The organism is Virgibacillus siamensis, from assembly GCF_039522605.1.
Classification (GTDB): domain Bacteria; phylum Bacillota; class Bacilli; order Bacillales; family Amphibacillaceae; genus Lentibacillus; species Lentibacillus siamensis.
In genome coordinates, this window is record NZ_BAAADS010000025.1 from 1 (window position 1) to 24,760 (window position 24,760).

Here is a 24,760-nt window from a genome sequence, read left to right on the forward strand (position 1 = left end):
GGTGGACTTCGTTAAATCGCTAAGCTAAGAAATTTCTACATTTAACTTGTCCGAATTCTTGACATAAGACCAGAACAACTAACTAAACAAGGGGAGATACAAAAACACGAAGTCTCCTATGCCACCATCAATCGATTATTGAAAAAACATAATTTGGCTGGTAAGCATCATATAAGTTTTCATCCGGAAAAAGAACGAAAACGCTTTGCGTACGATAAGGTGAATGTATTGTGGCAGGCAGATTTATCCCATGGTCCATATATATCAATAAATGGAAAAATGAAGAAAACCTTTTTGATTGCTTATATTGATGACTGTACTAGGATCGTTCCTTACGCACAGTTTTTTACTTCGGAGAAGTTTGATGGGTTGCGGGAGGTCACAAGGGAAGCATTGATACGGCGTGGAAAACCAAGCATTATTTACGCAGATAATGGTAAAATCTATCGTTCAGAAACGCTTCAACATGCATGTGCCCAATTGGGAATAACATTAGCCCATACGCAACCATACGATCCCAAAGCGAAAGGCAAAATAGAAAGGCTGTTCAAAACGATACAAACGCGGTTTTATCCGTTATTAAAGGCCAATCCCGTACATTCCTTGGAGGAATTAAATGAACGATTTTGGGAATGGTTGGAGGTGGATTACCATCGTAAAAAGCATGCCTCGCTAGATGGTAAAACACCTCATCAACTATTCCAATCTCAATTAAATCATATCACGTTTATGGAGGATTTGTCCATTTTGGACACGATCTTTTTAAAACGCGCGGAGCGTAAAGTGAAGCTGGATGGAACCATAACATTAGAAAAAAGGTTATACGAGGTGCCATCTAAGTATATCGGGCAGAAAATCGAGGTTCGATTGGATGAACAGGCTGTGTATGTTTTTGAGGACGGCGAAAGGATAGCTGAAGCTAGCCCAGTTACCATGCATGATAACGCTCATGTCAAACGGGGACCATCACCATTCGCCGTTTCTCCGTCTTCCCATCAACAGGAGGATTCAGATCATGTATAAAACCTATTATTCATTAGCAAAAGAACCTTTTTCGAAAGATATGCCGCCAACAGACGCATTCCGTTCTACAGGCTATCAGGAAGCATTGAACGGTCTTGAATATTTACAAAGATCCAAGAGGATTGGTTTAGTTATCGGTGATCCTGGCGCCGGTAAGACATTTACCTTGCGATCCTTTAAAGATTCCCTTAACCCCGCCTTGTATCATGTGGTCTATTTTCCACTGTCCACCGGAGGAGTGATGGATTTTTATCGAGGGTTAGCCTACGGCTTGGGAGAAGAACCAAAGTTTCGCAAGATAGATTTATTCCGTCAAATTCAACAAGGCATTGAACGAATGGAACAAGAACGGAAGGTGACACCCGTTTTTATTTTAGATGAAATGCATATGGCAAAAGATGCCTTTTTACAGGATTTAGCGATTCTATTTAATTTCCAGATGGATTCATCGAATCCGTTTATCCTTATATTGGCTGGTTTACCACATTTAAAAACAAAATTGAATCTGAATCATCATCGACCGTTAGCGCAGCGAATCGTTATGCGCTATCAATTGCAGCCTTTAAATAAAGATGATGTTTATGCTTATGTAGAGCATCATTTAAAACTAGCTGGGGCCAACATGCCCATATTTACAGCATCTGCCCTTGAAGCCATTGCGCTACGTTCACAAGGATGGCCGCGTGTTGTTAACACATTGACCATTAATTCTCTACTGTATGGGGCACAATTAAAAAAAGAGCAAATTGATGAGGAAATTGTCCAAATGGCTGTTGAGGAAAGCGGTCTATAATGCGGCGAGGGATTATGATTTTTAACGTAATGGAACAGGAATGGAAAATATGGATTGGTCAGCAGGCATATGTGGTACAAGCAGGAATGGGCATTGAACTACGTATTAAAAATCGATATTTTCGAGCGCATCTGTTAAAAAATGACCATTGGAACGTGCTGCTTGATCAAGAAGTACTCTTTGACCTCAATATATTTGAGGTATATAAGGTACGGGTTCACCCATTGGATTTACTTGAGGATTTTGATCTCCCTTTTTAAGGGGGATCTTCTTGTATATTCAGCTGAATAAAATTGCATAAAGATGTTCAAATCTGAAATAAAGTGACCGGAAAATCGAATTATCCCAGATTTTTGACTGAATTAATTTGATGAACAGGTGCTGGGATAAAGCGGTGATTTACAAGAATGGAACGAACAAACTGTAAATTAATGATATTTTAAAAAGAATGGATCCATACGATTCCACCTCAAATATGTCTCGTGGAAACATACTTGTACTAAATACAATCGGTGATAATATGAGGATTATTTTGAATTTGTTTGTATGCTTAAAGATAGAATTGAGTGAAAGTACAACGATATCTAATGCCATCGAAGTTGTATTAAAGATGGCCATTGTCCAGATAAGAAAAAAGAGTAACTCAAATCGATTAAAAAAGCCCCCCGGGATTTCTGTGTTCTTAGCCAATTCCATTGTCGGATAGTGCAGCTCAGATGTTACTGCATGCCCAAATACACCTATAGATAGAATAAAAATCATTATGTATATCACTGCAGGTATACAAGCCCCAATTGCCACCATTTTAGGCGTTTTTCGGGGATTGTCCACTAACCCCGTATAAAATAAGACAATGACAAATCCGACATAACTATATATACTCGTTTCTATTCCTTTTAAATAGCCTTGTATGTCTGTTTCGAACATTGGAAGCAACTGATTTCCTTCAAAATGTCCTAAATTCAATACAAAAACAGCGAAAGCAATAAAAAGAATAATCGGTAAGAACAGCATATTTAAACGAAATAATCCTGCTCTGGATCCCGAAACAGCATAAACAACAACAAGGAGAAATAAAAGTGCAATCACCTCAATAGGTGTCCGATCAAACAAATATTGTTTTGTCACATGCGCGATACTACGAACTTCAAATGCTGTAACACCTATCCATATGACAGCAAACAAAGACAAGATAATAACGGATATCGGCTTTGGGAGAACATATATATATGTCAACAATGATTGGTTATGAAATCCCAGCATAATCTTAGCTAGCAACCACAACACTATAACAGAAATTATGCCACCTGCAACCAGTGCTACCCATCCATCTGAAGACCCCATTACATTTGCCAGTTCTCTTGGCAATGTTAGGATCCCTATGCTAATTATATAGGAGGGCACAGCAATCATAATTTCACCATTGCTTATTTTGTCATCCCCATAATCGAAGCTTTTCATTATGTTACTCCTTTGCATTGTTTCTTTTAACTTTCCATATAACTTAAATATTATTAGGACATTGTAGGGCTATTTTGAGGAAGATTATTAGGAAATGAATGGGATATATATGTTAGAATTTATGGTATGTGAAGAAATGTACTTAAGCTAACAAACAGGATTACCTAATAAAAAAAGGTGTGATGTTCGAATTAGTCTAACATATGAATTTTGGATTGGGTTATGTTGTGTAGGAACTATTGTTGGAGTATATCTAATACTTAGAGACAAAAAGAATGGGACAACAATACCAAAAGAAAAGAAAGAACTCCTAACATCGACCTTTTTACTTTTGTAATATTTTGTACCTCTGTTGTATCTTTCTTTGAAATGGGTTTCTCATTTATCCTTTTTATCACTGCTTTTTCTTCCTAATGGATTGGTAATGGTTAATCGCAGTATCAAGAAAAGGAGATTCCAATACTCCTAAATAAACGGGCACTTGTCACAAGTAAGGTAAGTGCCATTTTTTAAAAAATTGATTTAATCCCTGGAATTTGAAATAATCGGTATCAAGTTTAAGGGCTAATGTATAGAATAAGCGCTTATAAAAAGAACAGATACTTTTTGAAATAATTGTTATTAAGCAAAGAGAACTTTATCTTTCTACTTCTATTCCACAAAAAATCGGTTACTTTTAATCGAAGGCAGGGATCCAATGTTTATTTTACCAATTTTTCTTGTCATCTCGTTGGCAACTGTACTTACACTAATGATTTTTATTGCCTGTAAAATTGCTATTACAGGTAAAATTCCGAGAAGTTATTATACCCCATTGGAAGCAGCGTATGGACAAGACAAGGAATTCCACGAAGAAGTGCAGCAGGAAGAACAAGAAGATGAAGATGAAAACGGTGATGATAAAGACAAAAATATCAAATACCCTCAATGATTATAAACACCTTTCTATGAATTAAATGAGGACGTAAGAAGTTAAAATACCATAGGAAAAGCAACAAACAATCTTCTTGAATACTAAACTAAAACTGTTCCATAAACAGGTGCCATTCCTGAATAAGAGAGGTTGTTTTATGCTAAAAAGACGTTTGACATTAATACTTTTATCAGGGTTATCTATGTCGGTATTTTATTTATTGATGGAGTCTTTTCCGTTCAGTTTTTCGCTTGATGCAATATACATTGTTTTCTTTTTTGGACTAGTGTTTGGAGTGTCATATGGTTTATTTGCTTTACCAATCCAATTGTTGTTGAATAAATACCTCGATTCTCGTAAGTTCAATATTATATATTTTGTAGCATATCTATTAGGATCTTTAATCGTATATATACCAATTTACGGGGTCTATAATAATTACGAACCATTTTATGCAAATTCGGCATTTTATTTGTATGCGTTTATTTCAGCATTGTTTTTTTGGACATGGGATTCAATAATTACGTCCAGGAATAATGTTGAATGAAATTGCCATTAACGGCGCTTTAACGGAATAAAGAAGTTTACAAATATATTGGGAATGTTAATATGCTAACCTAGCAATTAACTTGGTGCATTTAAGAAGCTGTCGCAGAACCTTTTTCATTTCCAATCAAGTAAGACAATATATAGCAAAAAATAATCATATCCAAAGAAAGATGGTTTTCATGAAAAATCATATAAATGTAAACGGAAAGCTCCTTCAAACCAATAAACGTTTTTCGCAACTGAAGGAAAGACAAAAGAATTGGATCACGGAAGAGCTTTATAAACTTTACCATAAAAAAATGAAGGAAAGACGTATAAATGGGAAACTTCCCCCACCCTATCGTGATGAGGTAATTGAATCAATATATGAACAGATTCGGGATAGAGACATATGGATTCCATTCGGTGAGGTAAAAAAATATGCATTTAGAAAAACCACAAAGATGGTAAAATCATTTAATAAGCTTTATCCCGAATTAAGTGATAAGATTGAGATCGAGCGTAGTGAAAGGAAAAAACAAGCTTTTAACAATAAAAGCCAAAACTAATTAGCTGTAATTTTTAAAAAAAGGCATATCTTAAAGCCTATAATTGCTGGATAATTAAGTGCGCTATATCGTTTCATGATAAAAGTTACGCTCCTTGGTTTTAGTTCCCGTAATGGACACAACGACAGGTATCATTATTCCAGTAATCTATATTATTTATACTCGCTGGTGGTGTAGCAGCTTATATTGGTGCGATTTTATCAACATTGATTATTAAAGATAAAGATTGTATTCGTAAATGGTTAGGAAAAGACATAGCAGAATTAAAGAATAAGTAATACCAACTAATAAACGAAATTGATATGCACTAATCATGGAACAACCATTTGCCTTTCCAGCCGCATGATGGGAGGCTATATACATAATAGAATGTTGGAGGAAATAATATATTTAAAAATAAAAATGCAATCATACCAGCTTTAGTATTTTTTGTTGCATTTATGGCTGATGATATATTTTCTAAAGATCAAATTGATTGGCTACTGAACATTATGATTTTTGTTACCACATATTTAGGATATTGTTTTTGGGACTGGTCAAAAACACCATACGATTGGAATAAGCATAAGAAAAAGAATGAACATTAAAGTGAATAAGCTTAATAAAAACTGAAATACAAATGGAGGGAGTCCATTGTCATATTTATGGGTTCCGGATTGGTATATTTGGACAATTTTAGTGGTAGCTATTCTTTTTATTATTTTTGGGGAGTTGTGGCTTAGGAAATAGCATAAGTCTTCCATTGACGGGTGCAGTTGCTAAATAAGCACTGTGCCTGAATCGGGTCAGTAAAGCATTAATATGAGGTAAGGGGTCAAGAAAATGAATAAAGAACGATATGGTATGTTGTCAAATGTTTGTTTTCTGTTAGGTATAATAGTATGGATAACTGTTCCGTTAACGGGCGCGCTCATTGAATAACTCCGATGTACCAACAGATAAATTAATATGTTGACTTTTTCCGTGATCTATATTAGCGTAGTATTCAATAATTGAATATTTTTACAGACCACTAGGGGTGCCTTTATGAAAGGCTGAGATCAGAGTGAATGACTTTGGGACTCTTTGAACTTGATACGGTTGATACCGGCGAAGGGAAGTGGTGGGACGGATGCTGTTTATTTGTTTTTCAAAATATTTACGGTCGTTCAAACCACTTCCTTATTTTTAGGGGAGTGGTTTTTTATTTTATCTCTATTTCTTATAAAAAAGGGTGAATTGATATAGCAGAACTTCATGTGATTTCCACGGGTAAACAGTCGCCGGGAACACTGGCTTGGATTCTTGAAAAAATACATCCGTATGTTGACTTTTTTCATCTAAGGGAAAAGCGCTGGATGAATCAGGAAATGGTTGCAACAATACAGCTGCTTATTTCTAAAGGGATTCCCCTTGAAAAAATAATGATTAACAGTCGTATAGAAGTTGCACAGAGCATGCATACACATGGTGTCCAGCTGACACACACTGCGGATGTGGGAATGGTGCGAAAAGCGTATGGTTCACTGTATATTGGCTGCTCAGTGCATTCTTTGGAGGGAGCAGTTTACGCGGATGGGCATGGTGCTGATTTTTTGCTTTATGGTCATATTTTCGAAACGCAATCGAAGCCGGGGCTGAAACCCAGGGGCTTGAGCAGTTTGAAAAATGTTGCTCAGAATACAGAGACACCAGTGATTGCGATTGGCGGGATAACGCCTAAAAATACTCCGGTTGTGGTTGAAAAAGGTGCAACAGGAGTAGCGGTATTGTCAGGTATTTTACTGTCAGATGATCCAGTTAAAGCTGCCCAAAAATACCGAAAAACTTTAGATGTAAAATCGCTTGATTAAGGGAGGGAAACGATGAAACAGCATTATGATGTCATTATTATCGGCGGGGGAGTTATTGGCTGTTCTATTGCATTTCAGTTGAGTAAACGTGATTATCGTGTACTGATTGTTGAAAAAGATTCTCTGGGAGGAAAAGCTTCAGGGGCAGCGGCAGGCATGCTGGGAGCCCAGGCAGAGTTAGAAAAAAATAATCCGCTGTTTCCAATTGCAAAAGAAAGCAGGGCGATGTTTCCTGGCTTGGCTGAGGAACTCCGATCATTGACCGGTATCGATATCGAACTTCTCCAAAGTGGTATTTTGAAAATTGCACGGACTAACGAGGAAGCTGCTGAATTTAAGGATATCGCTGCATTTCAGCGAAAACTGCACAAGGTAGATCACCATCAAGTTACAGTCTCCAAATCTACTAGCGAGGTTGCACAATGGCTTACCCCGGAAAAAATCGTGCAGCAGGAGCAGGCACTTTCCGAAAACCTGTCTGGTGGCTTATGGATGCCGGAAGATGGTCAGGTAAATCCGCCGCTTCTAACCAAAGCATATGCACAGGCCGCCGCGGTACTGGGGACAAAAGTAATGGAATATACAGCTGTACAAGGTCTTGTAATCGAATACAATTGCGTTGTCGGTGTGAAAACCGGTACAGAGACCATTTTTGCGGATGAAGTTATTGTGGCGGCAGGTGCATGGTCCGAACAACTTCTTAATAACACAGGATTGAAGCTGGATTCTTATCCTGTAAAAGGGGAATGTTTTTCCGTCCGTCATCATGGCCAACTTATCACGTCCAGTATTTTTTCAACAAGCTGCTATATTGTCCCAAAAGTCGGTGGGCAAATAATCATTGGGGCTACCCAAAAGCCGCATACATTTGATGAAACGGTCAGTCTTAATAGTCTGTCACGTCTAATGGAAGATGCCGTATCTATTATCCCAGCATTAAAGGAAACCAAATGGGAAAAAGCGTGGGCTGGAGTCCGGCCGCAAACAGGTGACGGTTTGCCATATTTGGGAAGGCACCCGCGATTGGGAAGGCTAAGCCTTGCTGCCGGCCATTACCGAAATGGGATTTTGCTGGCTCCAATCACAGGCCTGCTTATGGCTGACTTAATGGGAGGTAGCGAGATTGATAGTGTTTTCCGTACTGACCGGATGTTGACGCAAAAGGGGGGGTCTACATGAAACTTGTCATCAATGGCAATGATGTTCAGTTGGATGAAAGTGTGTTTACCATAACAGATGTCATGGACCATTATCATATCGACAATAAGGTTGTGATTGTTGAGCATAACGGGGAAATAATCGACCAGTCGATTTATTCGAAATGCACTTTAGCAGACGGCGATAAAATTGAATTAGTACAATTTGTAGGAGGCGGTTGAAATGTTGACAATTGGAGAAAAAAATCTAAAGTCACGATTACTGTTAGGTACAGGAAAATATCCGGATTTTGACATGCAAAAGAAAGCTGTGGATGTGTCAGAAACGGATGTATTAACATTTTCAGTTAGAAGAATGAATATTTTCGAGCCATCACATCCAAATTTTCTGGAAAAATTGGATGCTAAAAAGTACCATTTATTACCGAATACTGCAGGTGCGAAAACAGCGGAAGAAGCGATACGAACAGCAAGATTAGCCAAAGCATCCGGCCTTTGCGACATGATTAAAGTCGAGGCGATCGGTTGTGACAAAACACTACTGCCCGATCCGGTGGAAACGTTAAAGGCAACAGAAGAATTGCTGAAGGAAGGCTTTACGGTATTGCCATATACGTCCGATGACCTTGTCCTGGCGCGAAAGCTTGAAGAACTCGGAGCACATGCCATTATGCCTGGTGCATCGCCAATTGGATCGGGCCAGGGGATTCTCAACCAGTTTCAATTAAGTTTGATTATTGAACAGGCGAATGTACCTGTCATTGTTGATGCAGGTATTGGGTCCCCTAAAGATGCGGCAATAGCCATGGAACTTGGTGCTAGCGGAGTACTATTGAATACAGCTGTTTCTGCCGCCGACGATCCAGTCAAGATGGCGGAAGCGATGAAATATGCCATAAAAGCAGGCCGCCTCGGTTATGAAGCGGGACGGATTGCAAAAAAGCGCTATGCAACAGCAAGCAGTCCGATGGAAGGAATCAGTGTTTAATGGTCGAACGGTATTCCAGACAAATCCTATTTCCGGGCATTGGTGAAACGGGGCAGCAGCTGTTAAAAGAAAAACATGTACTGATTGTCGGTGCAGGCGCACTCGGAACCGGGAATGCCGAAATGTTAACACGTGCAGGAATTGGAAAGCTAACTATAGTGGATCGTGATTATGTGGAATGGAGCAATCTGCAGCGCCAGCAGCTGTATACCGAAAACGATGCACGCGAACGAATTCCAAAAGCAGTCGCAGCAAAAAGAAGGCTGAAGCAGGTGAACAGTGACGTTTCCATTGATGCACAAATAATGGACGTAACACCGCAAGAGTTAGAGCGTATTTGCGATGGGATCGACTTAATTATCGATGCAACAGACAATTTCGATATCCGGATGATGATGAATGATATTGCACATAAGTATAAGGTTCCATGGATTTATGGCTCCTGTGTCAGCAGTTATGGAATTAGTTACACAATTATCCCTGGAGTTACACCATGTCTGCACTGCTTGATGCGGCAGGTTCCGGTTGGCGGGATGACATGTGATACGAACGGAATAATCAGCCCCGTGGTACAGATGGTCACAGCCTATCAGTCAGTGGAGGCATTGAAACTGTTGACAAAGAATGAGAATGCACTACGCAACAAGCTCGTTTCGTTTGATTTATGGACCAATCAGCATACTTCCATAAATGTGGAAAAACTGAAAAATAAGGATTGTCGGACTTGTGGTGAAAGGCCGACATATCCGTTTCTGGCATATGAAAACCAGACAAAAGCCGCAGTCCTGTGTGGCAGAGATACGGTCCAAATTCGGCCAAAAAAACAAGGGAACCGTGATTGGGAAAACCTCGCATTTAACTTATCCAAAATTGGAAACGTCGAGCAAAACCCGTTCCTTTTATCGTTTACAACCGACGGCAATCGGCTGGTTCTCTTTCAAGATGGACGTGTACTCGTGCATGGAACGAATGATGTTGTTCACGCAAAAACGTTGTATAATCGTTATTTTGGCTAAAAGGTGGGCAAATGATGAACAGCTCAGAAATTGAAGTAATGAAACTTAACGCATCGACGGATAAAGAAGCACTGAAGTACATGGGAGACTACTTGGTAAATCTACAGCTGGTAACCACCAATTTTCCGGAAAAAGTCATCGAAAGGGAAGGGAAACTGCCTACCGGATTACCAGTTAAACCTTTTGGAGTTGCTATTCCACATACATGCCCGGAATATGTTTTCCAAAGTAAACTTCTGATTGGGGCTTTGAAACATCCGGTTGTTTTCCGGCAAATGGGAGATTCTCATGAACAAGTGGACGTATCCTTCGTTTTTATGCCAGCAATCCTGGAATCAGGACGCCACTTGACATTATTGGAAAAATTGTTCAACAGTCTGCAGGATGATCAATTTATCGACGCATTAACCAACTGGGATGGGAAGAAAAGTACTTTAACTCGGCTGGTCCGATCTGGTGTTAAGTGAATGGCTGGGATTCGGCTATTAAAGTATTTTTCGGTAGCAATCTAAATGATACAGAAAAAGGTTTGTTTTTGGGGGAGCTGATGGTGAAAATTTTACAATGGTTTGTTGATTTGGGAGCGAGCGTCATGCTCCCAATCATTATTTTTCTTTTTGCACTACTTCTTGGTACAAAGGTAAAAAAGGCAATCCGATCAGGGCTCCTTGTCGGAATCGGTTTTGTTGGTATAAATTTGGTTCTAAATCTATTGACCACCACATTGGGACCGGCAGCAAAATCGATGGTTGACCACTTCGGCTTTGATTTACATACCATTGATGTCGGGTGGCCAGCTGTTGCTGCAATTTCTTATGGAACTGCACTCGGCAGTCTTGCCATTCCAGTTGGCATCGGAATCAATTCTATATTACTGATTTTCGGTCTTACCAAAACATTGAACGTTGATATTTGGAATTATTGGCATTGTGCTTTTACAGGCTCACTCGTATTTGCATTAACAGATGATTTTGCTTTAGGGCTTTTTACGATAGCGGTTCATGTGTTGATCATTTTTTGGCTGGGTGACATGGTAGCCCCTGATATCGAATCCTATTTTGGCTATAAACAGATGACATTTCCACACGCTACATCCGCACCATCCTACTTTTTAGCCAAACCATTAAATGCAGTTGTTGACCGGGTTCCTGGATTGAATAAGGTGGAAGCAGATCCCGAAACCATACAAAAACGATTTGGTATATTGGGTGATACAACCGTCGTTGGTGTCATACTTGGACTTATCATTGGGGTACTGGCAAACTATTCCTTCCAGGAAACATTGCAGCTGGCTATACAAACAGGGGCGGTGATGGTTTTACTCCCGAAAATGGTTTCCCTTTTAATGGAGGGATTGAATCCAATTTCCGAGGCAGCAGGAGAAATGATTAGGAAAAAATTCCCTGGACGTGACCTGTATATCGGAATGGACAGTGCAATAGTGGTGGGGCATCCGGCTGTGTTGTCAGCGTCACTGTTAATGGTACCCATCACATTGGTGCTGGCAGTTGTTTTGCCGGGGAATCGTGTCCTCCCATTCGGTGACCTGGCAGCCATTCCATTTTTAGTATGCCTGATGGTTCCTGTGTTCAAAGGGAATATTATCCGTACAGTGATTGCAGCAACAATTTACATGAGTGTCGGGCTGTACATAGCCACATGGATTTCCCCGCTGTTTACCGAAATGGCCACGAACGCAGATTTCGATATGGGAAGCAACTCAAGTATTTCCGCTCTCGTTGATGGCGCTGTATGGACAACAGGGGTATTCGTTGCACTTGGAAAAATGCTGAACTGGTTTGGAATCGGATTGCTCGGCATAATCGCACTGAGCGGATTGCTGTATGTGAATAAATTGAAGAAAAGAGGGAACAAGACATGAAAAAAGTGTTGGTCATTTGCGGTACAGGTGTTGCTACATCAACTGTTGTTATGGAAAAAATACACGATATACTGGAAAAAGGAGGATTTTCCGGGGAGGTGGAACTTCATCAAGGCAAAATAAACGACGCCATCCATAATCAGGAAGACTATAAATTTATTATATCGACAACTATCGTTCCAAATGGCGTGAATGTTGATGTTGTTGATGCCGTACCATTGTTAACCGGGATCGATGCAGAGGAAGTTTATGATAAAGTTTTGAGGAAGATAGGTGATTAGCTTAACCTCTGTATAATTATTGGTAAAACCCATCAGATTTTGGAATCAAAAATGATGTACTTGTGTAAAAATTGATTGATTTTCATTCTTCCGCAATAGAAGCGCTATTCACTAATAAGGAATGCCGTCAATATGGTATATAAGGGCATATAGATGAATAGACAAAAGGCTTTTACGCATTAAAGTTATATTTGTTGTATTGATCTATTTTTGTAGTTTATAATTTACAAATTTACTATTACCTGGTTAATTTGTTATTTGGAATGATAAAAAGGAATGATTTGTTTGAACGACAAGCTCTGGAAAATTATACAATCTGGAAGTTTTTCAGTATTAATGCTGTTAGGCCTATACAATATTATAGCTCTTCCACTCGAACCATTACCAGGTGGAGGGTGGCAGGCCACCTTTCCAAGTGTAACCTATCAGGTAACAATGGTTGTTATTGCTGGAATACTTCTTTTAACTTGGGCGTTCGCCACTTTAGAGAGTCGTTTATTGCTTATGATTGGCAGATAGAAGTGTTTGCACATAACTTAAAATCTTATCAACACTATTTTGAAAGCGATTATAATCGAGGTAGACCATCACTGCCTCGAATGGTATCAGAAGGTATAATTCTAAAAGGTGATGGGATAATTGATTCAATCAAATGTGAAGCAAAAGAATTATTTTCGAAAGGTCCAGAAAAATGGTCAACTGAGATAATAAATACGAAACGATACTTAATTACGGACATTCTTGATGATTTTATTGGTTGTAATAATAGAGCAGAAGAAATTTTTATTGCTAATACACTTGCTGAAGTTGTCAGTGAATTTGTATTAAGAACAAATAATAAGTGGATTGGTTCCTCTAAATGAATAATACGTTCATTAAGAGATTATGACATAAATTTCGTAGAGCAGTTTGTTGAAGCCTTTGATATATTTTATAAAAGTGGTTCCAAAAATGAAGTTATCAAGTTGGTTGATGAAATATTGTATCCATATGGTGGACGTTTATTTGATGGTTTTTCTTTAGGTAAGGATTAATCTCTATTAAGCAATCGGCGCCTTTCTGGAACAAGTATTGGTGTCCGATTCTACCGAAAAGGCCAGATTGTTGATTAAGGGGGGAAGATATGACTTTGAATAACCATATAGCAACAGGGAATACAGCAAAGATATTTCTTTGTGGCGACAAGGTCATTAAATTATTTAATGAGAACTTGCTCCGGTAATGTTTGTGCCGGTGTGTACAGGACGTACCTGCTCTATTGTCAATCATCAGTGGAATTGGCTGAAATGTATTTAAATTGCTATTGTGAAATGAGTGGAGTATCAAAAGGCGATGTCCTCAGTTGGGCTCCAATTATTGCAGGTGCAAGATTAGCAGAAAATGTATCATTGGAAAATAGGAATCAACTTTTGGCGATTGTAGATCGGTACTGTTGACGTTTGAAACTCCATCTTCCGTTAAAAGGGCGCGCTTAAAAAGTAACTCCGCGACTTAATCCTGCTATAATACTTTTGTGGGAGTTAGCTTTTTCTATATAGCTTCTTCATCTATAATAGATGTAAAAGTAAAGGGAAGGGAAGGGCGTTTTTAATATGAAAGATCAAATTGACGAACTTACATTACTTCTATTGTATTTAACTTCGTTTCCAGATGATTACGGTTTAGGAGAAGCCCAGAGAAGTTGAAAAGGATATCCTTTTGAGTCATTGAACGAATTGAACGATAATAATTACATTGTTGGAAGCAAACGGGCAAAATCTGTCCATCTAACTGAGGATGGAATTAAACAAGCTCAAGAACTAATGAAAAAATATAATATTATGGATTAGACGTGAAAAATAAAGGCAGTTTAACAGAATAAAGTGGGAGGGCTATTTCTTGTCAAAAGGATTACTTCACCATATTGAGCTATATGTTTCCGATTTAAAAAGGTCAATAGATTTTTGGGGATGGTTTCTGGAAGAAATGGGATACAGCCCTTTTCAGGAATGGGATCGTGGAAAAAGTTTTAAAATGGCGGATACTTACATCGTATTTGTTCAAACAGAAGAACGGTTCCTGGACGTTTCATATCATAGATGTCGAGTAGGTCTAAATCATTTAGCATTTCACGCAGAATCACGCCAGCACGTTGATGATATGACTAGAAAATTAAAAGATAAAGGGATTACTATTCTTTATGCTAATCAGCATCCATTTGCTGGAGGAGATGATCATTACGCCGTTTTCTTTGAAGATCCGGACAGAATGAAAGTGGAACTCGTAGCACCCTAACAGTTCAACGAGGGCGTACTTTTTGGATAATACGATTTATAGGAAGGGTTGATCTTATAAGTATTTTTGCTTTTTGTCTATTTTTTATCATTCTCCTTTACATTGGAGGGCCTTTAAGTGTACTTCTACATGAATTAGGTCACGCTTTGGGGCTATTACTTACTACCAAAGATGAAGTGGCAAAAGTGTATTTAGGCGATTTAACTGATTCAAACAAAGAAACCTTTCGAATAGGCAGGATCCACTTTCATTTAAGTTGGGGGTTTGTGGGATTTTGTTCCTATATAAGAAATGCAGAGGAATACACAAAAGTTCAATGGATTGTTTTCATGTCGGGAGGTCCATTGGTAACGCTTGTCTTTTTTGTTATGTTGATTTTATTCTTATTTTCGGGTCATGAATATGGACTTTTAAAAAGCATTGCTCTATGGTTAGCGATATATAATTTCTTCCAATTTTTTTGGACAATTATCCCTATGAAATATCCAACTTGGCTCGGTGCATATGCGGGTATGCCATCTGATGGGTATCAATTATTAGATGAATTAAAAAGTAAATAGTGTCGTAAAATCGAATGGTAGGTTATGTATAATAATTGCAGGATTACAGGAAACCCAATCTTCAATCATCGGGCGCACTTCCGGAATAAAGTGCTGCTTCCAAATTCCCATTGTAGGACCAATATTCAAGATATATCTTTACCATATCGATATTCCACTTCAAATGTTGTATAATAAGTATAGGGTTCATTCAGAATATCCTCGAGGAGGGTTAAAATGAGGAAGATTGAAGGTCAAATGGCAGAAGTGATGAAAGAAATCATTTCTGACGATGATCCGGTTGTTGAAATTGAAGGAAAAGAGTACTACCTTTCTGTAATGGAGAAACCGGAAACAACGGTCGCTAACGATGTGGAAGCTGATCCAGAATTAAAACAAAAATTGCTTCAAGCGAAAACGGATATATTGAACGGCAAAACCTACACAACAGAGGAAGTAGTTGAAATGATTGATCAGGGAGAACTATAAATGAAGTTGGAATGGGCCGAGCAAGCATTAGAAGGTTTTCGCAATATACGTAGCCAGCATTATACACAGTTGAGACTGCAGAATATTAAAAACGCTTGCTCAAAAATATTCAAGAAAAAATCTCTCTTCTTGGTACAAGTATTCCAGTAAAAGGTGTTGAATGGAAAGGCAGTTATAAAATCATCATTGATAAGTTTATTGTCTACTGAAAAGCGAGACATCTGTTATATAGAATACTTCAAGCATTCAAGTCAGAATAAATTTAATTTATAACAATAGGACGCAAAAACTAAATAAATGCGTCCTTTTTTATATAAGGTGAACATAAAAAGGATATTTCATTGTTCCGTAATCGGGCGCTGTTCTGGAATAAGATGTGCGTTACAATTGTCATTGTAGGGCCTTATTCTGCAGTTGGGAGTTTGTATATGAATTTTATTATTAGACAAGAACAAAAAAGTGACTATGTATTAACTGAGAAGGTTGTAGAAATTGCATTTGCTTCTGCAGAACAAAGTGATCAAAATGAGCATAAGTTAGTTTCGCGAATCAGGCAATCAGAAGCATTCATTCCCGAGTTATCGCTAGTGGCTGTTAGTAAGGATAATGATAAGATATTAGGACATATACTTTTATCTAATATTTTAATTAATGATGGCAATCAAAAGGCAGATTCATTGGCGCTTGCACCTGTTTCTGTTTTACCTGATTGTCAAAATAAAGGTATAGGTAGGACCTTAATACAAAAGGCATTAGAAAAGGCAAAGAAACTTGGATTTCAGTCTGTTATTGTGCTAGGTCATCCGGATTATTATCCGAAATTTGGTTTTAGGAAGTCATCTCAATGGCAAATTAAAGCACCATTTGAAGTGCCTGAAGAAGCATTAATGGCTATTGAATTACAGGAAGCTTCTCTTAATAATGTTTCTGGTGTAATAGAGTATCCAAGTGTTTTTTTTGAATAAGGTTTTCCATTATCGGGCGCAAGAACCGAATAAGTTTCCTTGATTTGTTTGGCCAGATTGTGGTGTAACAAAAGTCCATTTAAATAATATTTGAGTAAAAAACACAATTCTTCTGTATCTGGAACGCAATAATGGGATGAAAGGTCGGGTATTTATGAATAGTTATTTTCCCAGAACAGGGAAGCTAATTGGCGTTATAAGTATTCTTGTCATTTTACTATCATCCCTTTGGCTAATATGGATTGGGGAAACAAATATACGTTATAGTGGGGATCATAAGGGAACAATGCCCCTTTGGAACAAGTGGATACCTATAATTGTCGGTATACTCCTCATCCGATTCTTACCGTTTCAACGTAATAAATACAATCCCCTTCAACATTTTGATCCAAAGAGTATCATAATCCAAATCGTTGTCTTAATCTTGTGTGGATCTCTTTTCACGATTGGCCTTCTCTTTGTGAACTTTCAAGGTATGGCGTTCCAATTGTGGTTTATGATATCCAAAATAACTTTATTATTGTTCACTCCACTAATACTTTTTTTGTTTTATCGAAGTAACCCCAAACAACAGCAATCAAAACCTATAAAATCAACAGTGAGTATTAAATGGTATTGGCCGTTTATTGTCATTATAATATGGGTTTACCTTAACTTCTTTTCGGTATTTTCTACACCCTTTGTTTCAATGGGTATAACTGATCCAGCGATGTTAATCGTCACTTTACTCGTAGGTTTTCTTATTAATAGTCTACTCGAAGAGCTCTTTTATAGAGTTTGGTTGCAAACACGTCTGGAATTAATACTAGGTACTTGGCCGGCAATTCTTCTTACATCACTCTTATGGGCGAGCTGGCATATTGCGGTACATGGATCTGGTCAATGGAATGTTGATATGGCAACGGTTATTACAAACCATGGAATCGTAGGACTATTTTTGGGGTATTTGTGGGCACGTTATCGCAGTGTGTGGGTGATTATTATTGTCCATGGATTAATAAATGCGCATCCACAGCAACTACTTGAGATTCTATTCAATTAAATGTGCTTAGTTCAAAAAGGAAGGTTAGTAACCGTTATTGCATTATAGGGCCCCTATCTGGAATAAGGATAGGCGTCTTGACTTGGCGGAAACAGGCCAGGTTGCACCTGCTAAAATAATGAAAGGTTTAGAAGGATAATCTTTAAATGAAGTTGCAATTTTAAGGTTCATAAATTATAATTAATAAAACGATCGGTCAGTTTATTAATATAAAACAAGAATGATGAGGTAATCACTATGGCGAGACCTGTTGGCCAAGGCGAAAAAACGAAAAAACACATTGCAGAAAAAGCCAAAGTTCTTTTTGAACAAAAGGGTTATGCTGCTACTTCCATGGAAGAAATCCGTGAATTCACAGAAATTAGCAAAGGCAGCATTTATTATCACTTTAAAAGCAAAGAAGAATTATTTTTATACACTGTTGAAACAGCCAATAAATCCTGGATGCAAGAATGGGAAGCTCAAGCTAATCAAGTTATAACTGCTACAGAGAAATTATACTTGCTCGCCCAATACTATGCTTCGGATATGCAAAATCCACTGTCTAAAACCGTTCCAGAGTATATGGGCATGGAGAACATCGAAGATATGGTGAAAGAAAAGATTATCAATCTACTTCAGCCTGAATATGATGTATTTTATCAGATCATCGAGGAAGGCATACGTGATAAAGAGTTTGTAAGTAATAAAACGGTTGATGATTTAGCTTATATTCTTTATAGTACACTCACTGGTATGAGTGTTACACAATTCCTTGGTTACGATGAGGAAAAGTTTTATCTTCTTTACGAAAATGCGATTGATGTTTTTTTGAATGGGATATCTAAAAAGTAAACCCCTACTCAAGGGGTTTTTAAACACAAGTTTATAAACTGTACGGTCAGTTTAATATCAGGGGGAAGTTAAATGGAAAGCTATGAAATTAGAGTAAGGCCAATGAAAGGGTTTAAAAGAGTTGTATCTCATGAGGTAGCAGCCGTTTTTGTTAATGGATACGAGAAAAACTTAGCGTTTCTCTCAAACAATCGAGAAAAGTTAATTGAAGCGTTTCAGAAAATGATTTGTCCAGATGTTTTTTATTTTGCCACTTTAGAAGGAGAACTTGTTGGGATTTTGGCTTGTTCCAATAACCAGAATCGAGCATTGGCAATTGATAAGACAATTTTGAGAGACTACTTTGGCTATGTGAAAGGGAGTATAGCTTATCATTTTATGAAAGATGAGTTTAATAAAAAATTGGCATGCCAAGATGACACAGGTTATATTGAATGTGTTGCCACTGCAGTTAAATCGAGAGGTAAAGGGGTTTCAACTGCTCTTGTGAGTTACGTCTTGGAGAAGGAGGATTATCATCGGTATTTTCTGGAAGTTGTGGATACAAATGAGGTTGCTTATCGAATATATACAAAATTGGGTTTTAAAGAGTTCAAGCGAAAAAAGGAAAGTTTTTCAAAGATAAAAGGATTTAAGCATAGAATTTATATGGAATTGTATGTCTCCAATAAGTAAATAGGAAAGAATTTAAATATGGCATTTAATCAGTATTTCTTTTTTTGCTTATTTTGGTAAAGGGGCTACGGGAATTTTACTTTCCTTATCATTCATATTTCTTGCAGCGTTTTTTAGTAAGCCCAGATTTAATAAAAAAGACCAGTAAAGCAATTTGACAGGTTTAAGCAATACGATCGGGCGCTATCTCTGAATAAAGGGTAGGCGCTCTTTTTTCTGTTTAGGGTCATTTTGCGGAATAAGCAGGATTCTTCTAAGGGTTGTCGAAGTAGTATTTATACCTGTTCTTTTTTTGCATCAAACAGTTTATTTTCATCGGAAGGTAATTAGATGGTTTGTAGTTATGCCGGAACAACACGCCGCAAATGATTTTTGACCAAAGGGATTATTTATTAAAGGGATTAAATTGGAGGGAATAGAAAATGGATGTAAGGACACTTTTGTTACAACAATGGGCAAGTTGCTTAGATGAAGAAGACTGGTTTCCGCCACTTGAAAAAGTACTAGAGAATATTACTTTGGAACAGGCAATTTGGAAACCAGTTGAGGGGGCACATTCCATTTGGGAATTAGTTTGTCATTTGCTTTTCTTTGAAAAGAGAATTCTGTTACGCTTTCTTGGTGAAACAGAAAATGAACCAAAGGCAGAAAATAATGACGCTACATATCGATTACCAACTGAGACCTTTCGAAATTGGAAGGAAACAAAACAAGAATACTTTTCTGTTCATCGTGAACTTGAAAAAATACTAGCGAAATCAGATATAGAAGATTTGTATAGACCGATTCCTGATGACAATCCATTAGTGCTTGAACTGAAAAGTTTAGCAATGCACGACGCATATCATATTGGGCAAATTGTATTCCTAAGTAAAATGCAAGGAGCTTGGCCAGGGAAACGCAGCTTCTAAAAAAGCCTCTTTAGCTTTACAGTTATTCCTTCATAGTGCGCTTTAACCGCATAACACAATATTTTTGAAGGCTTATTGATTTAACAGGAAAAACGTTTAACAGAGGGGTGTAATAAATAGGAGTATTTTTTCAAGACTAAGGGATAAGTATAAAACCAATGAGAATAATTAGGATAACAATCGCAATATTATCGGTGTAATGAAAAACGGAACAAAATGATATTCAATGATGTATTAAAGGAACTTGAGAATAATGCGTATCCAATTATATTGACAGAGCGGATTGAACATGTGCATTAATTGGAGAAGTCATTTGAAGGATTTGCTAAAAATATAATCGTATTAACAGGTAAGCTGAGTAAGCAGGAAAAGAAAGACCGTTTAAAGCTTCTGGAAAGCCTTGTGTACAAACGTGAAAAGCAGTAAAGGGCGCTTATCTCCAATAAGAATTAGTGTCAATATCGCATTATTTGGCCAGATTACTGAATATATAGGATCTATTCGTTAACAGTTATTAACCACTTTACAGGAACATTTGTTCTGATATACTTAAGACATACTGTATAAAGGGGTGTATGAAATGAATGATGGTGAAATGAAAGCTGCCGTACTTCAGAGATTCGGGGATGCTGAAGAGCTTGTATTACAGAATATCTCTGTCCCTGCGATTGGATCTAATGATGTGCTTATACAAGTTGATTGTGCTGGGTTGGGAGAATGGGATGTCTTTGAACGAGAAGGCGGATATGCAGAAATGCTCGGATTAGAGTCTGTTTTTCCCTATGTATTAGGTTCTGAAGGCGCTGGTACTGTTGTTGCTGTTGGAGAAAAAGTTAGTGAGTTTACTATCGGGGACAAAGTGTGCGGTGTTGGATTTCTCAATGCAAAAGGCGGTTTTTATGCAGAATATGTTGCTCTAAATTCGAATTATGTATCTCCATTATCAGATCATTTAACACTTCAGAAAGCTAGCTCGATTTCCGGAGTTGGTCTAACAGCTTTGCGAGGACTTGAGGATGTGTTGAAGATCAAACAAAGTGAATCTGTAATGATCTTCGGTGCTAGTGGTGGAGTAGGACACTTAGCCGTACAATTAGCAAAAAGTATGGGGGCTCGAGTTTTTGCGGTGGCCTCTGGTCAAGATGGTGTCTCTATGGTTAAGGGACTAGGTATTGATGTCGTAATAGATGGTCGAGAAGATAATCTTTTATTAGAAGCTCATTCGTTTGCACCAGAAGGATTTGATGCTGCACTTTTCACTGCTGGTGGCGAATCTACTCAAAAAGCAATTGAATGTGTTCACAAGGACGGTCGCATTGCTTTCCCAAATGGGATAGACCCAGTACCACAGGTGGGAACAGACATTATGTCTATTGGGTACAATGGGGATCCAGATTCAGAAATAATACAAAGACTCAATCGTTACATTGATTTAAATCAAATAACAGTCAATGTAGATCGATCATTTTCCCTTGAAGATTGTCATGAGGCTCATATTAAACTGAATAACCATTATTTAGGGAAACTTTGTCTGAAGGTCCGTTAAACTTTATGGCGCTAACTCGGTGATACTCAATTATAGCGCTACATAAAGAAAACGCCCATTTTGTATTACGCGTTAGGCGGGGGCAGTTTCGTTTATTCAAATGAAAAAAAGAGTGTGCCAAAAATATATTGGTTATTATATGGCGCCTATCTGGAATAGGAGGCGCCTTTCCTATGTATATGGGCCACATTGAATTAGACGTTTACATAAAATTCGATTTCAGTAACTTTTTATACCGAGTAGTGAAAATAAGTGACACTAAATTAATGAGTAATTCCGATGGTTCACCAAAATGTAAAAAACCATACTACTAAAAGGTTTTCAGTAAACAATTTTTTTGCCAGATAACTGTTCATCAAACGGGCACAATTCGTTCTATCATTAGTAAGATTCTATAAAATTTTTGGTGCGGTAAAAATGAAAGTACTTTACAAATCTCATTTTAATGGTTACAGTAAAGATACCTAATAATTCTAGGTAGGTGAAAGACATGTTCAACCGGGAACTTATTAAAGGGAGCACATCCCTTTTAATTTTGCAGTTGCTTAACGAACGGGATATGTATGGATATGAACTAGTGAAAGAGATGGATCAACGTAGTGACCACAATTTCCAAATTAAGGAAGGGACCCTGTATCCAGCACTTCACAAACTGGAGAAGCAGGAATATATTGTGTTTTACTGGCAGAATCCGGAAAAAGGGCCAGCTAGGAAATACTACCACATTACGGAGCAAGGTAAGGAAATTCTCGGGGAGCGAACCAGTGAATGGCATCGTTATGTTCAGGTTATGAACAATCTAATCCGGGGAAATGAATCGTGACCGACCAGGTTGAAAAGTTCCTCTCAAGGCTTGAGACATTACTTGGAAATCATCCGGATAAAAATAAAATCATGGAGGATTACCGCCTGCATGTTGAAGAGCTGCTATACGAGGAATCGATTGATCCGGAAAAAATATATGATGAACTCATACAGCGGATAGGCTCACCGCGGGAAATAGCCCGTCAATGGCGCAAAGAAACAGTTACTCCGGGCAGGGTGCAATTGCTATTTATTTTGTTGAATATTGGTATTTTTGCCGGGGGGATCGCACTTACCCTAATCTATAACTACTTTAACTGGGGATGGGTAGAGACGCTGTGGACCAGACTTACAACGATTCCATTTATTATAATGGCAGGCTATATTATGTTCTGGGGATTGCTTGGCTATGAGATTGGAAAGGAATTTGGTGCCGGCGGGAGAAAGCTTTTACGGCGCACGTTCCTCATCTCGATCGTACCGAATTTATTGTTTATGTACTTGGTTTTGTTTAAAATAGTGCCGCATGAATGGTTTGATCCATTGCTCAGCTTTCCGTTCATTATTGTTTGTATTGTTTTTACCGGATTCCTCTATCCTGTATGTCTGGCGGGTTTTCGCTGGGGAAGAAGAGCGTCTGTATAAGGGACTGATTATCCGGCGGGAATCGGTCCTGTTTGAGTAGAGGTTTTTTGCATATCTACATAGAATTACTTTGTATATAGAATGACATGGTAAGGAGTGGCTGTTAGATGGATACCGTAGTTAAAAAAAATGAATGGCTGATTATGCTTAGTTGTCTTGGGCTTGGCATACTTGCAGAAATCAGCTTTTTTCATGCCCGGATAGGTGTTTCGTATTTGGTTTTTCTCACAGGGTTCTATCTGGTGGTGTTTGTGCGGTTTAGACAAGGGTTCAATCACCGGAGGATCGGCCTCTTAATAATGGGGTGTATCTGGCTTCTGGCAGCGAGTTATTTATTGTATGACAATGCGCTTTTTTACCTGCTGAATATTGTGGTTATCCCATTTCTTGTGCTGTTTCACGTGTTCTTGATTACAAGTCCCGGCAATCTGAAATGGGGTAAACCCATATTTCTGGTACGAATAGCAGCCAAAATTGGGCAGGGCATTGCCTATAGTACCCGATTTTGCAACAGATTATTTAATCAGCTGTTTCGAAATATGAGTAAATCCACATCACAAACAGTGAAGCGGGTGCTTCTCGGCGTTCTTCTTGGACTCCCTCTTCTTGGCTTGATAACCATGTTGTTAATGTCCGCGGATGCTGTCTTTCAGGAGGTAGTGCTTGGCCTGCCACAGTATTTGTTTGAATTAAACTTAGAAGTGGTTTTCCGGATAGTGGCTGTATTGGTATTAACATTTTTATTTTTTGGCTTTTTACAAGTACTGCGGGTTAACCAACGGATGCCCGCTCAGAAAAAAATAGATGAGGTGAAAGAAACCATCAGCTGGAACGGGGTTACTGCAGTGACAATTCTGGTACTGCTTAATGCGGTTTACGCCCTTTTTACCGTCATCCAATTTACCTACTTTTTCGGTGATGGGCTCCAGGAGGGTTTTACTTATGCGGAATATGCAAGACGCGGGTTTTTTGAACTGGTAATCGTCACATTAATCAACTGGACGATTTTGATTTGCTGTCTGAAGCTTGTGCGTGAACAGGGAGCAAGATTAAAGCTGGTGCTTAAACTGATGTATTCGCTGTTGATTATCGTCAGCGGAGTGATGCTGGTGTCCGCATATCAGCGATTAAGTATGTATGAGGCTGCATATGGATTTACCATGGACCGGATTTTAGCACATGCATTCATGATTTTCCTGATTGTGGTTTTTACTTATACATTTATTCGTGTTTGGATTGAGCGACTGGCACTTTTGCATTTTTATCTGATTGCGGGTTTAGTGTTCTATTCAGTACTGAATGTTATGCATATTGAACAGCTAATCGTAGATGAGAATCTGGATCGTTACGAAAAGACCGGTAAGATTGATATTCATTATCTTAATTCGCTTTCATACACAGGTGTTGAGGGATTAATAGAATTGTACAAAATGAATCCGGATTATCCGGAGCTTGAACGGGTGTTGTATTTCCGCCAGCAGACGATGAGGAATAATCCACTGGATGACTGGCAATCGTTTAATTTTACAAAGCAGGAAGTGCGTGAGCGGTTAATCAGTCTGGAACTGGATAAATATGAAGGAGGATGAGGTC

General features: G+C 38.3%; 27 protein-coding genes, 3 pseudogenes and 1 riboswitch. Of the genes and pseudogenes, 29 read left to right on the plus strand and 1 reads right to left on the minus strand.

Translation table 11 applies throughout. The features are described 5' to 3' along the window. Window positions 1-72 precede the first annotated feature (72 nt). The 3 genes and pseudogenes from ABD010_RS15225 to ABD010_RS15235 all read left to right on the plus strand — a co-directional run. A pseudogene (locus tag ABD010_RS15225) lies at window positions 73-1,023 on the plus strand (transposase); the annotation flags it as partial. Next, on the plus strand, window positions 1,016-1,816 hold the full coding sequence (locus ABD010_RS15230) for an ExeA family protein (RefSeq protein ID WP_343814929.1): 801 nt from the start codon (window positions 1,016-1,018) through the stop codon (window positions 1,814-1,816). The pseudogene ABD010_RS15225 and the gene ABD010_RS15230, both read left to right, overlap by 8 nt. Window positions 1,817-1,830: 14 nt before the next feature. Further along, window positions 1,831-2,076: a hypothetical protein gene (locus ABD010_RS15235; protein ID WP_343814931.1), complete on the plus strand. Its 246-nt coding sequence runs from the start codon at window positions 1,831-1,833 to the stop codon at window positions 2,074-2,076. 139 nt (window positions 2,077-2,215) lie between these two features. Here the strand turns inward: ABD010_RS15235 and ABD010_RS15240 are convergent, their stop codons facing one another. Continuing rightward, complete coding sequence (locus ABD010_RS15240; protein WP_343814932.1) at window positions 2,216-3,277, minus strand: GerAB/ArcD/ProY family transporter; 1,062 nt, start codon at window positions 3,275-3,277, stop codon at window positions 2,216-2,218. Window positions 3,278-3,974: 697 nt separating this feature from the next. Between ABD010_RS15240 and ABD010_RS15245 the strand changes: the two genes are divergently transcribed. From ABD010_RS15245 to ABD010_RS15360, 26 genes and pseudogenes are all read left to right on the plus strand, one after another. Further along, window positions 3,975-4,208, plus strand: a complete 234-nt coding sequence (locus tag ABD010_RS15245) for a DUF3951 domain-containing protein (RefSeq protein WP_343814934.1) — start codon at window positions 3,975-3,977, stop codon at window positions 4,206-4,208. Window positions 4,209-4,347: 139 nt separating this feature from the next. Beyond that, a complete protein-coding gene (locus ABD010_RS18400) occupies window positions 4,348-4,737 on the plus strand; it encodes a UPF0715 family protein (protein ID WP_390350824.1) in 390 nt (129 codons plus the stop codon). Window positions 4,738-4,918: 181 nt separating this feature from the next. Beyond that, on the plus strand, window positions 4,919-5,287 hold the full coding sequence (locus ABD010_RS15250) for a hypothetical protein (RefSeq protein WP_343814936.1): 369 nt from the start codon (window positions 4,919-4,921) through the stop codon (window positions 5,285-5,287). A gap of 1,004 nt (window positions 5,288-6,291) precedes the next feature. Beyond that, a riboswitch (TPP riboswitch) is annotated at window positions 6,292-6,402 on the plus strand. 123 nt (window positions 6,403-6,525) lie between these two features. Next, entirely contained in the window at window positions 6,526-7,119 is a 594-nt protein-coding gene (locus tag ABD010_RS15255; protein WP_343814938.1) for a thiamine phosphate synthase, read from the plus strand. Between the two features lie 12 nt (window positions 7,120-7,131). Next, window positions 7,132-8,298, plus strand: a complete 1,167-nt coding sequence (gene thiO, locus ABD010_RS15260) for a glycine oxidase ThiO (protein WP_343814940.1) — start codon at window positions 7,132-7,134, stop codon at window positions 8,296-8,298. Further along, a complete protein-coding gene (gene thiS / locus ABD010_RS15265) occupies window positions 8,295-8,498 on the plus strand; it encodes a sulfur carrier protein ThiS (protein WP_343814943.1) in 204 nt (67 codons plus the stop codon). The genes thiO and thiS overlap by 4 nt, the downstream gene beginning before the upstream one ends. Before the next feature lies 1 nt (window position 8,499). Beyond that, complete coding sequence (locus tag ABD010_RS15270) at window positions 8,500-9,264, plus strand: thiazole synthase (protein WP_343814946.1); 765 nt, start codon at window positions 8,500-8,502, stop codon at window positions 9,262-9,264. Next, on the plus strand, window positions 9,264-10,280 hold the full coding sequence (locus ABD010_RS15275; protein ID WP_343814949.1) for a thiazole biosynthesis adenylyltransferase ThiF: 1,017 nt from the start codon (window positions 9,264-9,266) through the stop codon (window positions 10,278-10,280). Before ABD010_RS15270 ends, ABD010_RS15275 begins: the two co-directional genes overlap by 1 nt. An 11-nt stretch (window positions 10,281-10,291) precedes the next feature. Beyond that, window positions 10,292-10,747, plus strand: a complete 456-nt coding sequence (locus ABD010_RS15280; RefSeq protein WP_343814952.1) for a PTS sugar transporter subunit IIA — start codon at window positions 10,292-10,294, stop codon at window positions 10,745-10,747. 80 nt (window positions 10,748-10,827) lie between these two features. Continuing rightward, window positions 10,828-12,162: a PTS galactitol transporter subunit IIC gene (locus tag ABD010_RS15285; protein WP_343814955.1), complete on the plus strand. Its 1,335-nt coding sequence runs from the start codon at window positions 10,828-10,830 to the stop codon at window positions 12,160-12,162. Continuing rightward, complete coding sequence (locus tag ABD010_RS15290; RefSeq protein ID WP_343814957.1) at window positions 12,159-12,443, plus strand: PTS sugar transporter subunit IIB; 285 nt, start codon at window positions 12,159-12,161, stop codon at window positions 12,441-12,443. Before ABD010_RS15285 ends, ABD010_RS15290 begins: the two co-directional genes overlap by 4 nt. A gap of 395 nt (window positions 12,444-12,838) precedes the next feature. Then, window positions 12,839-13,306 (plus strand): hypothetical protein, encoded by a 468-nt coding sequence (locus tag ABD010_RS15295; protein ID WP_343814959.1) that lies wholly within the window; start codon window positions 12,839-12,841, stop codon window positions 13,304-13,306. Between the two features lie 351 nt (window positions 13,307-13,657). Continuing rightward, a pseudogene (locus tag ABD010_RS18405) lies at window positions 13,658-13,879 on the plus strand (aminoglycoside phosphotransferase family protein); the annotation flags it as partial. 261 nt (window positions 13,880-14,140) lie between these two features. Next, window positions 14,141-14,272, plus strand: a pseudogene (locus ABD010_RS15300) (DUF6429 family protein); the annotation flags it as partial. 49 nt (window positions 14,273-14,321) lie between these two features. After that, window positions 14,322-14,717 carry a VOC family protein gene (locus ABD010_RS15305; protein WP_343814962.1) on the plus strand — a complete coding sequence of 132 codons (396 nt, stop codon included), beginning with the start codon at window positions 14,322-14,324 and terminating at the stop codon, window positions 14,715-14,717. A gap of 146 nt (window positions 14,718-14,863) precedes the next feature. After that, the gene (locus ABD010_RS15310) at window positions 14,864-15,277 is read left to right on the plus strand and encodes a hypothetical protein (protein ID WP_343814965.1); all 414 of its coding nucleotides are present in this window, start codon (window positions 14,864-14,866) and stop codon (window positions 15,275-15,277) included. A gap of 216 nt (window positions 15,278-15,493) precedes the next feature. Further along, window positions 15,494-15,745: a hypothetical protein gene (locus ABD010_RS15315; protein WP_343814967.1), complete on the plus strand. Its 252-nt coding sequence runs from the start codon at window positions 15,494-15,496 to the stop codon at window positions 15,743-15,745. 428 nt (window positions 15,746-16,173) lie between these two features. Beyond that, window positions 16,174-16,710, plus strand: coding sequence for a GNAT family N-acetyltransferase (locus ABD010_RS15320; RefSeq protein WP_343814969.1), 537 nt, complete (start codon window positions 16,174-16,176; stop codon window positions 16,708-16,710). A gap of 154 nt (window positions 16,711-16,864) precedes the next feature. Further along, window positions 16,865-17,752 (plus strand): CPBP family intramembrane glutamic endopeptidase, encoded by an 888-nt coding sequence (locus ABD010_RS15325; RefSeq protein WP_343814971.1) that lies wholly within the window; start codon window positions 16,865-16,867, stop codon window positions 17,750-17,752. Window positions 17,753-17,989: 237 nt separating this feature from the next. Next, complete coding sequence (locus ABD010_RS15330; RefSeq protein ID WP_343814974.1) at window positions 17,990-18,586, plus strand: TetR/AcrR family transcriptional regulator; 597 nt, start codon at window positions 17,990-17,992, stop codon at window positions 18,584-18,586. A 72-nt stretch (window positions 18,587-18,658) separates the two neighbouring features. Beyond that, window positions 18,659-19,261: a GNAT family N-acetyltransferase gene (locus ABD010_RS15335; protein WP_343814977.1), complete on the plus strand. Its 603-nt coding sequence runs from the start codon at window positions 18,659-18,661 to the stop codon at window positions 19,259-19,261. A 422-nt stretch (window positions 19,262-19,683) separates the two neighbouring features. Further along, a complete protein-coding gene (locus tag ABD010_RS15340; protein ID WP_343814980.1) occupies window positions 19,684-20,172 on the plus strand; it encodes a DinB family protein in 489 nt (162 codons plus the stop codon). A 580-nt stretch (window positions 20,173-20,752) separates the two neighbouring features. Next, window positions 20,753-21,718 (plus strand): quinone oxidoreductase family protein, encoded by a 966-nt coding sequence (locus ABD010_RS15345; protein WP_343814983.1) that lies wholly within the window; start codon window positions 20,753-20,755, stop codon window positions 21,716-21,718. Window positions 21,719-22,208: 490 nt separating this feature from the next. Further along, window positions 22,209-22,541: a PadR family transcriptional regulator gene (locus tag ABD010_RS15350; RefSeq protein ID WP_343814986.1), complete on the plus strand. Its 333-nt coding sequence runs from the start codon at window positions 22,209-22,211 to the stop codon at window positions 22,539-22,541. Beyond that, the gene (locus tag ABD010_RS15355; protein ID WP_343814989.1) at window positions 22,538-23,167 is read left to right on the plus strand and encodes an HAAS signaling domain-containing protein; all 630 of its coding nucleotides are present in this window, start codon (window positions 22,538-22,540) and stop codon (window positions 23,165-23,167) included. Before ABD010_RS15350 ends, ABD010_RS15355 begins: the two co-directional genes overlap by 4 nt. Before the next feature lie 107 nt (window positions 23,168-23,274). After that, window positions 23,275-24,756 carry a DUF4153 domain-containing protein gene (locus ABD010_RS15360; RefSeq protein ID WP_343814992.1) on the plus strand — a complete coding sequence of 494 codons (1,482 nt, stop codon included), beginning with the start codon at window positions 23,275-23,277 and terminating at the stop codon, window positions 24,754-24,756. Window positions 24,757-24,760 lie beyond the last annotated feature (4 nt).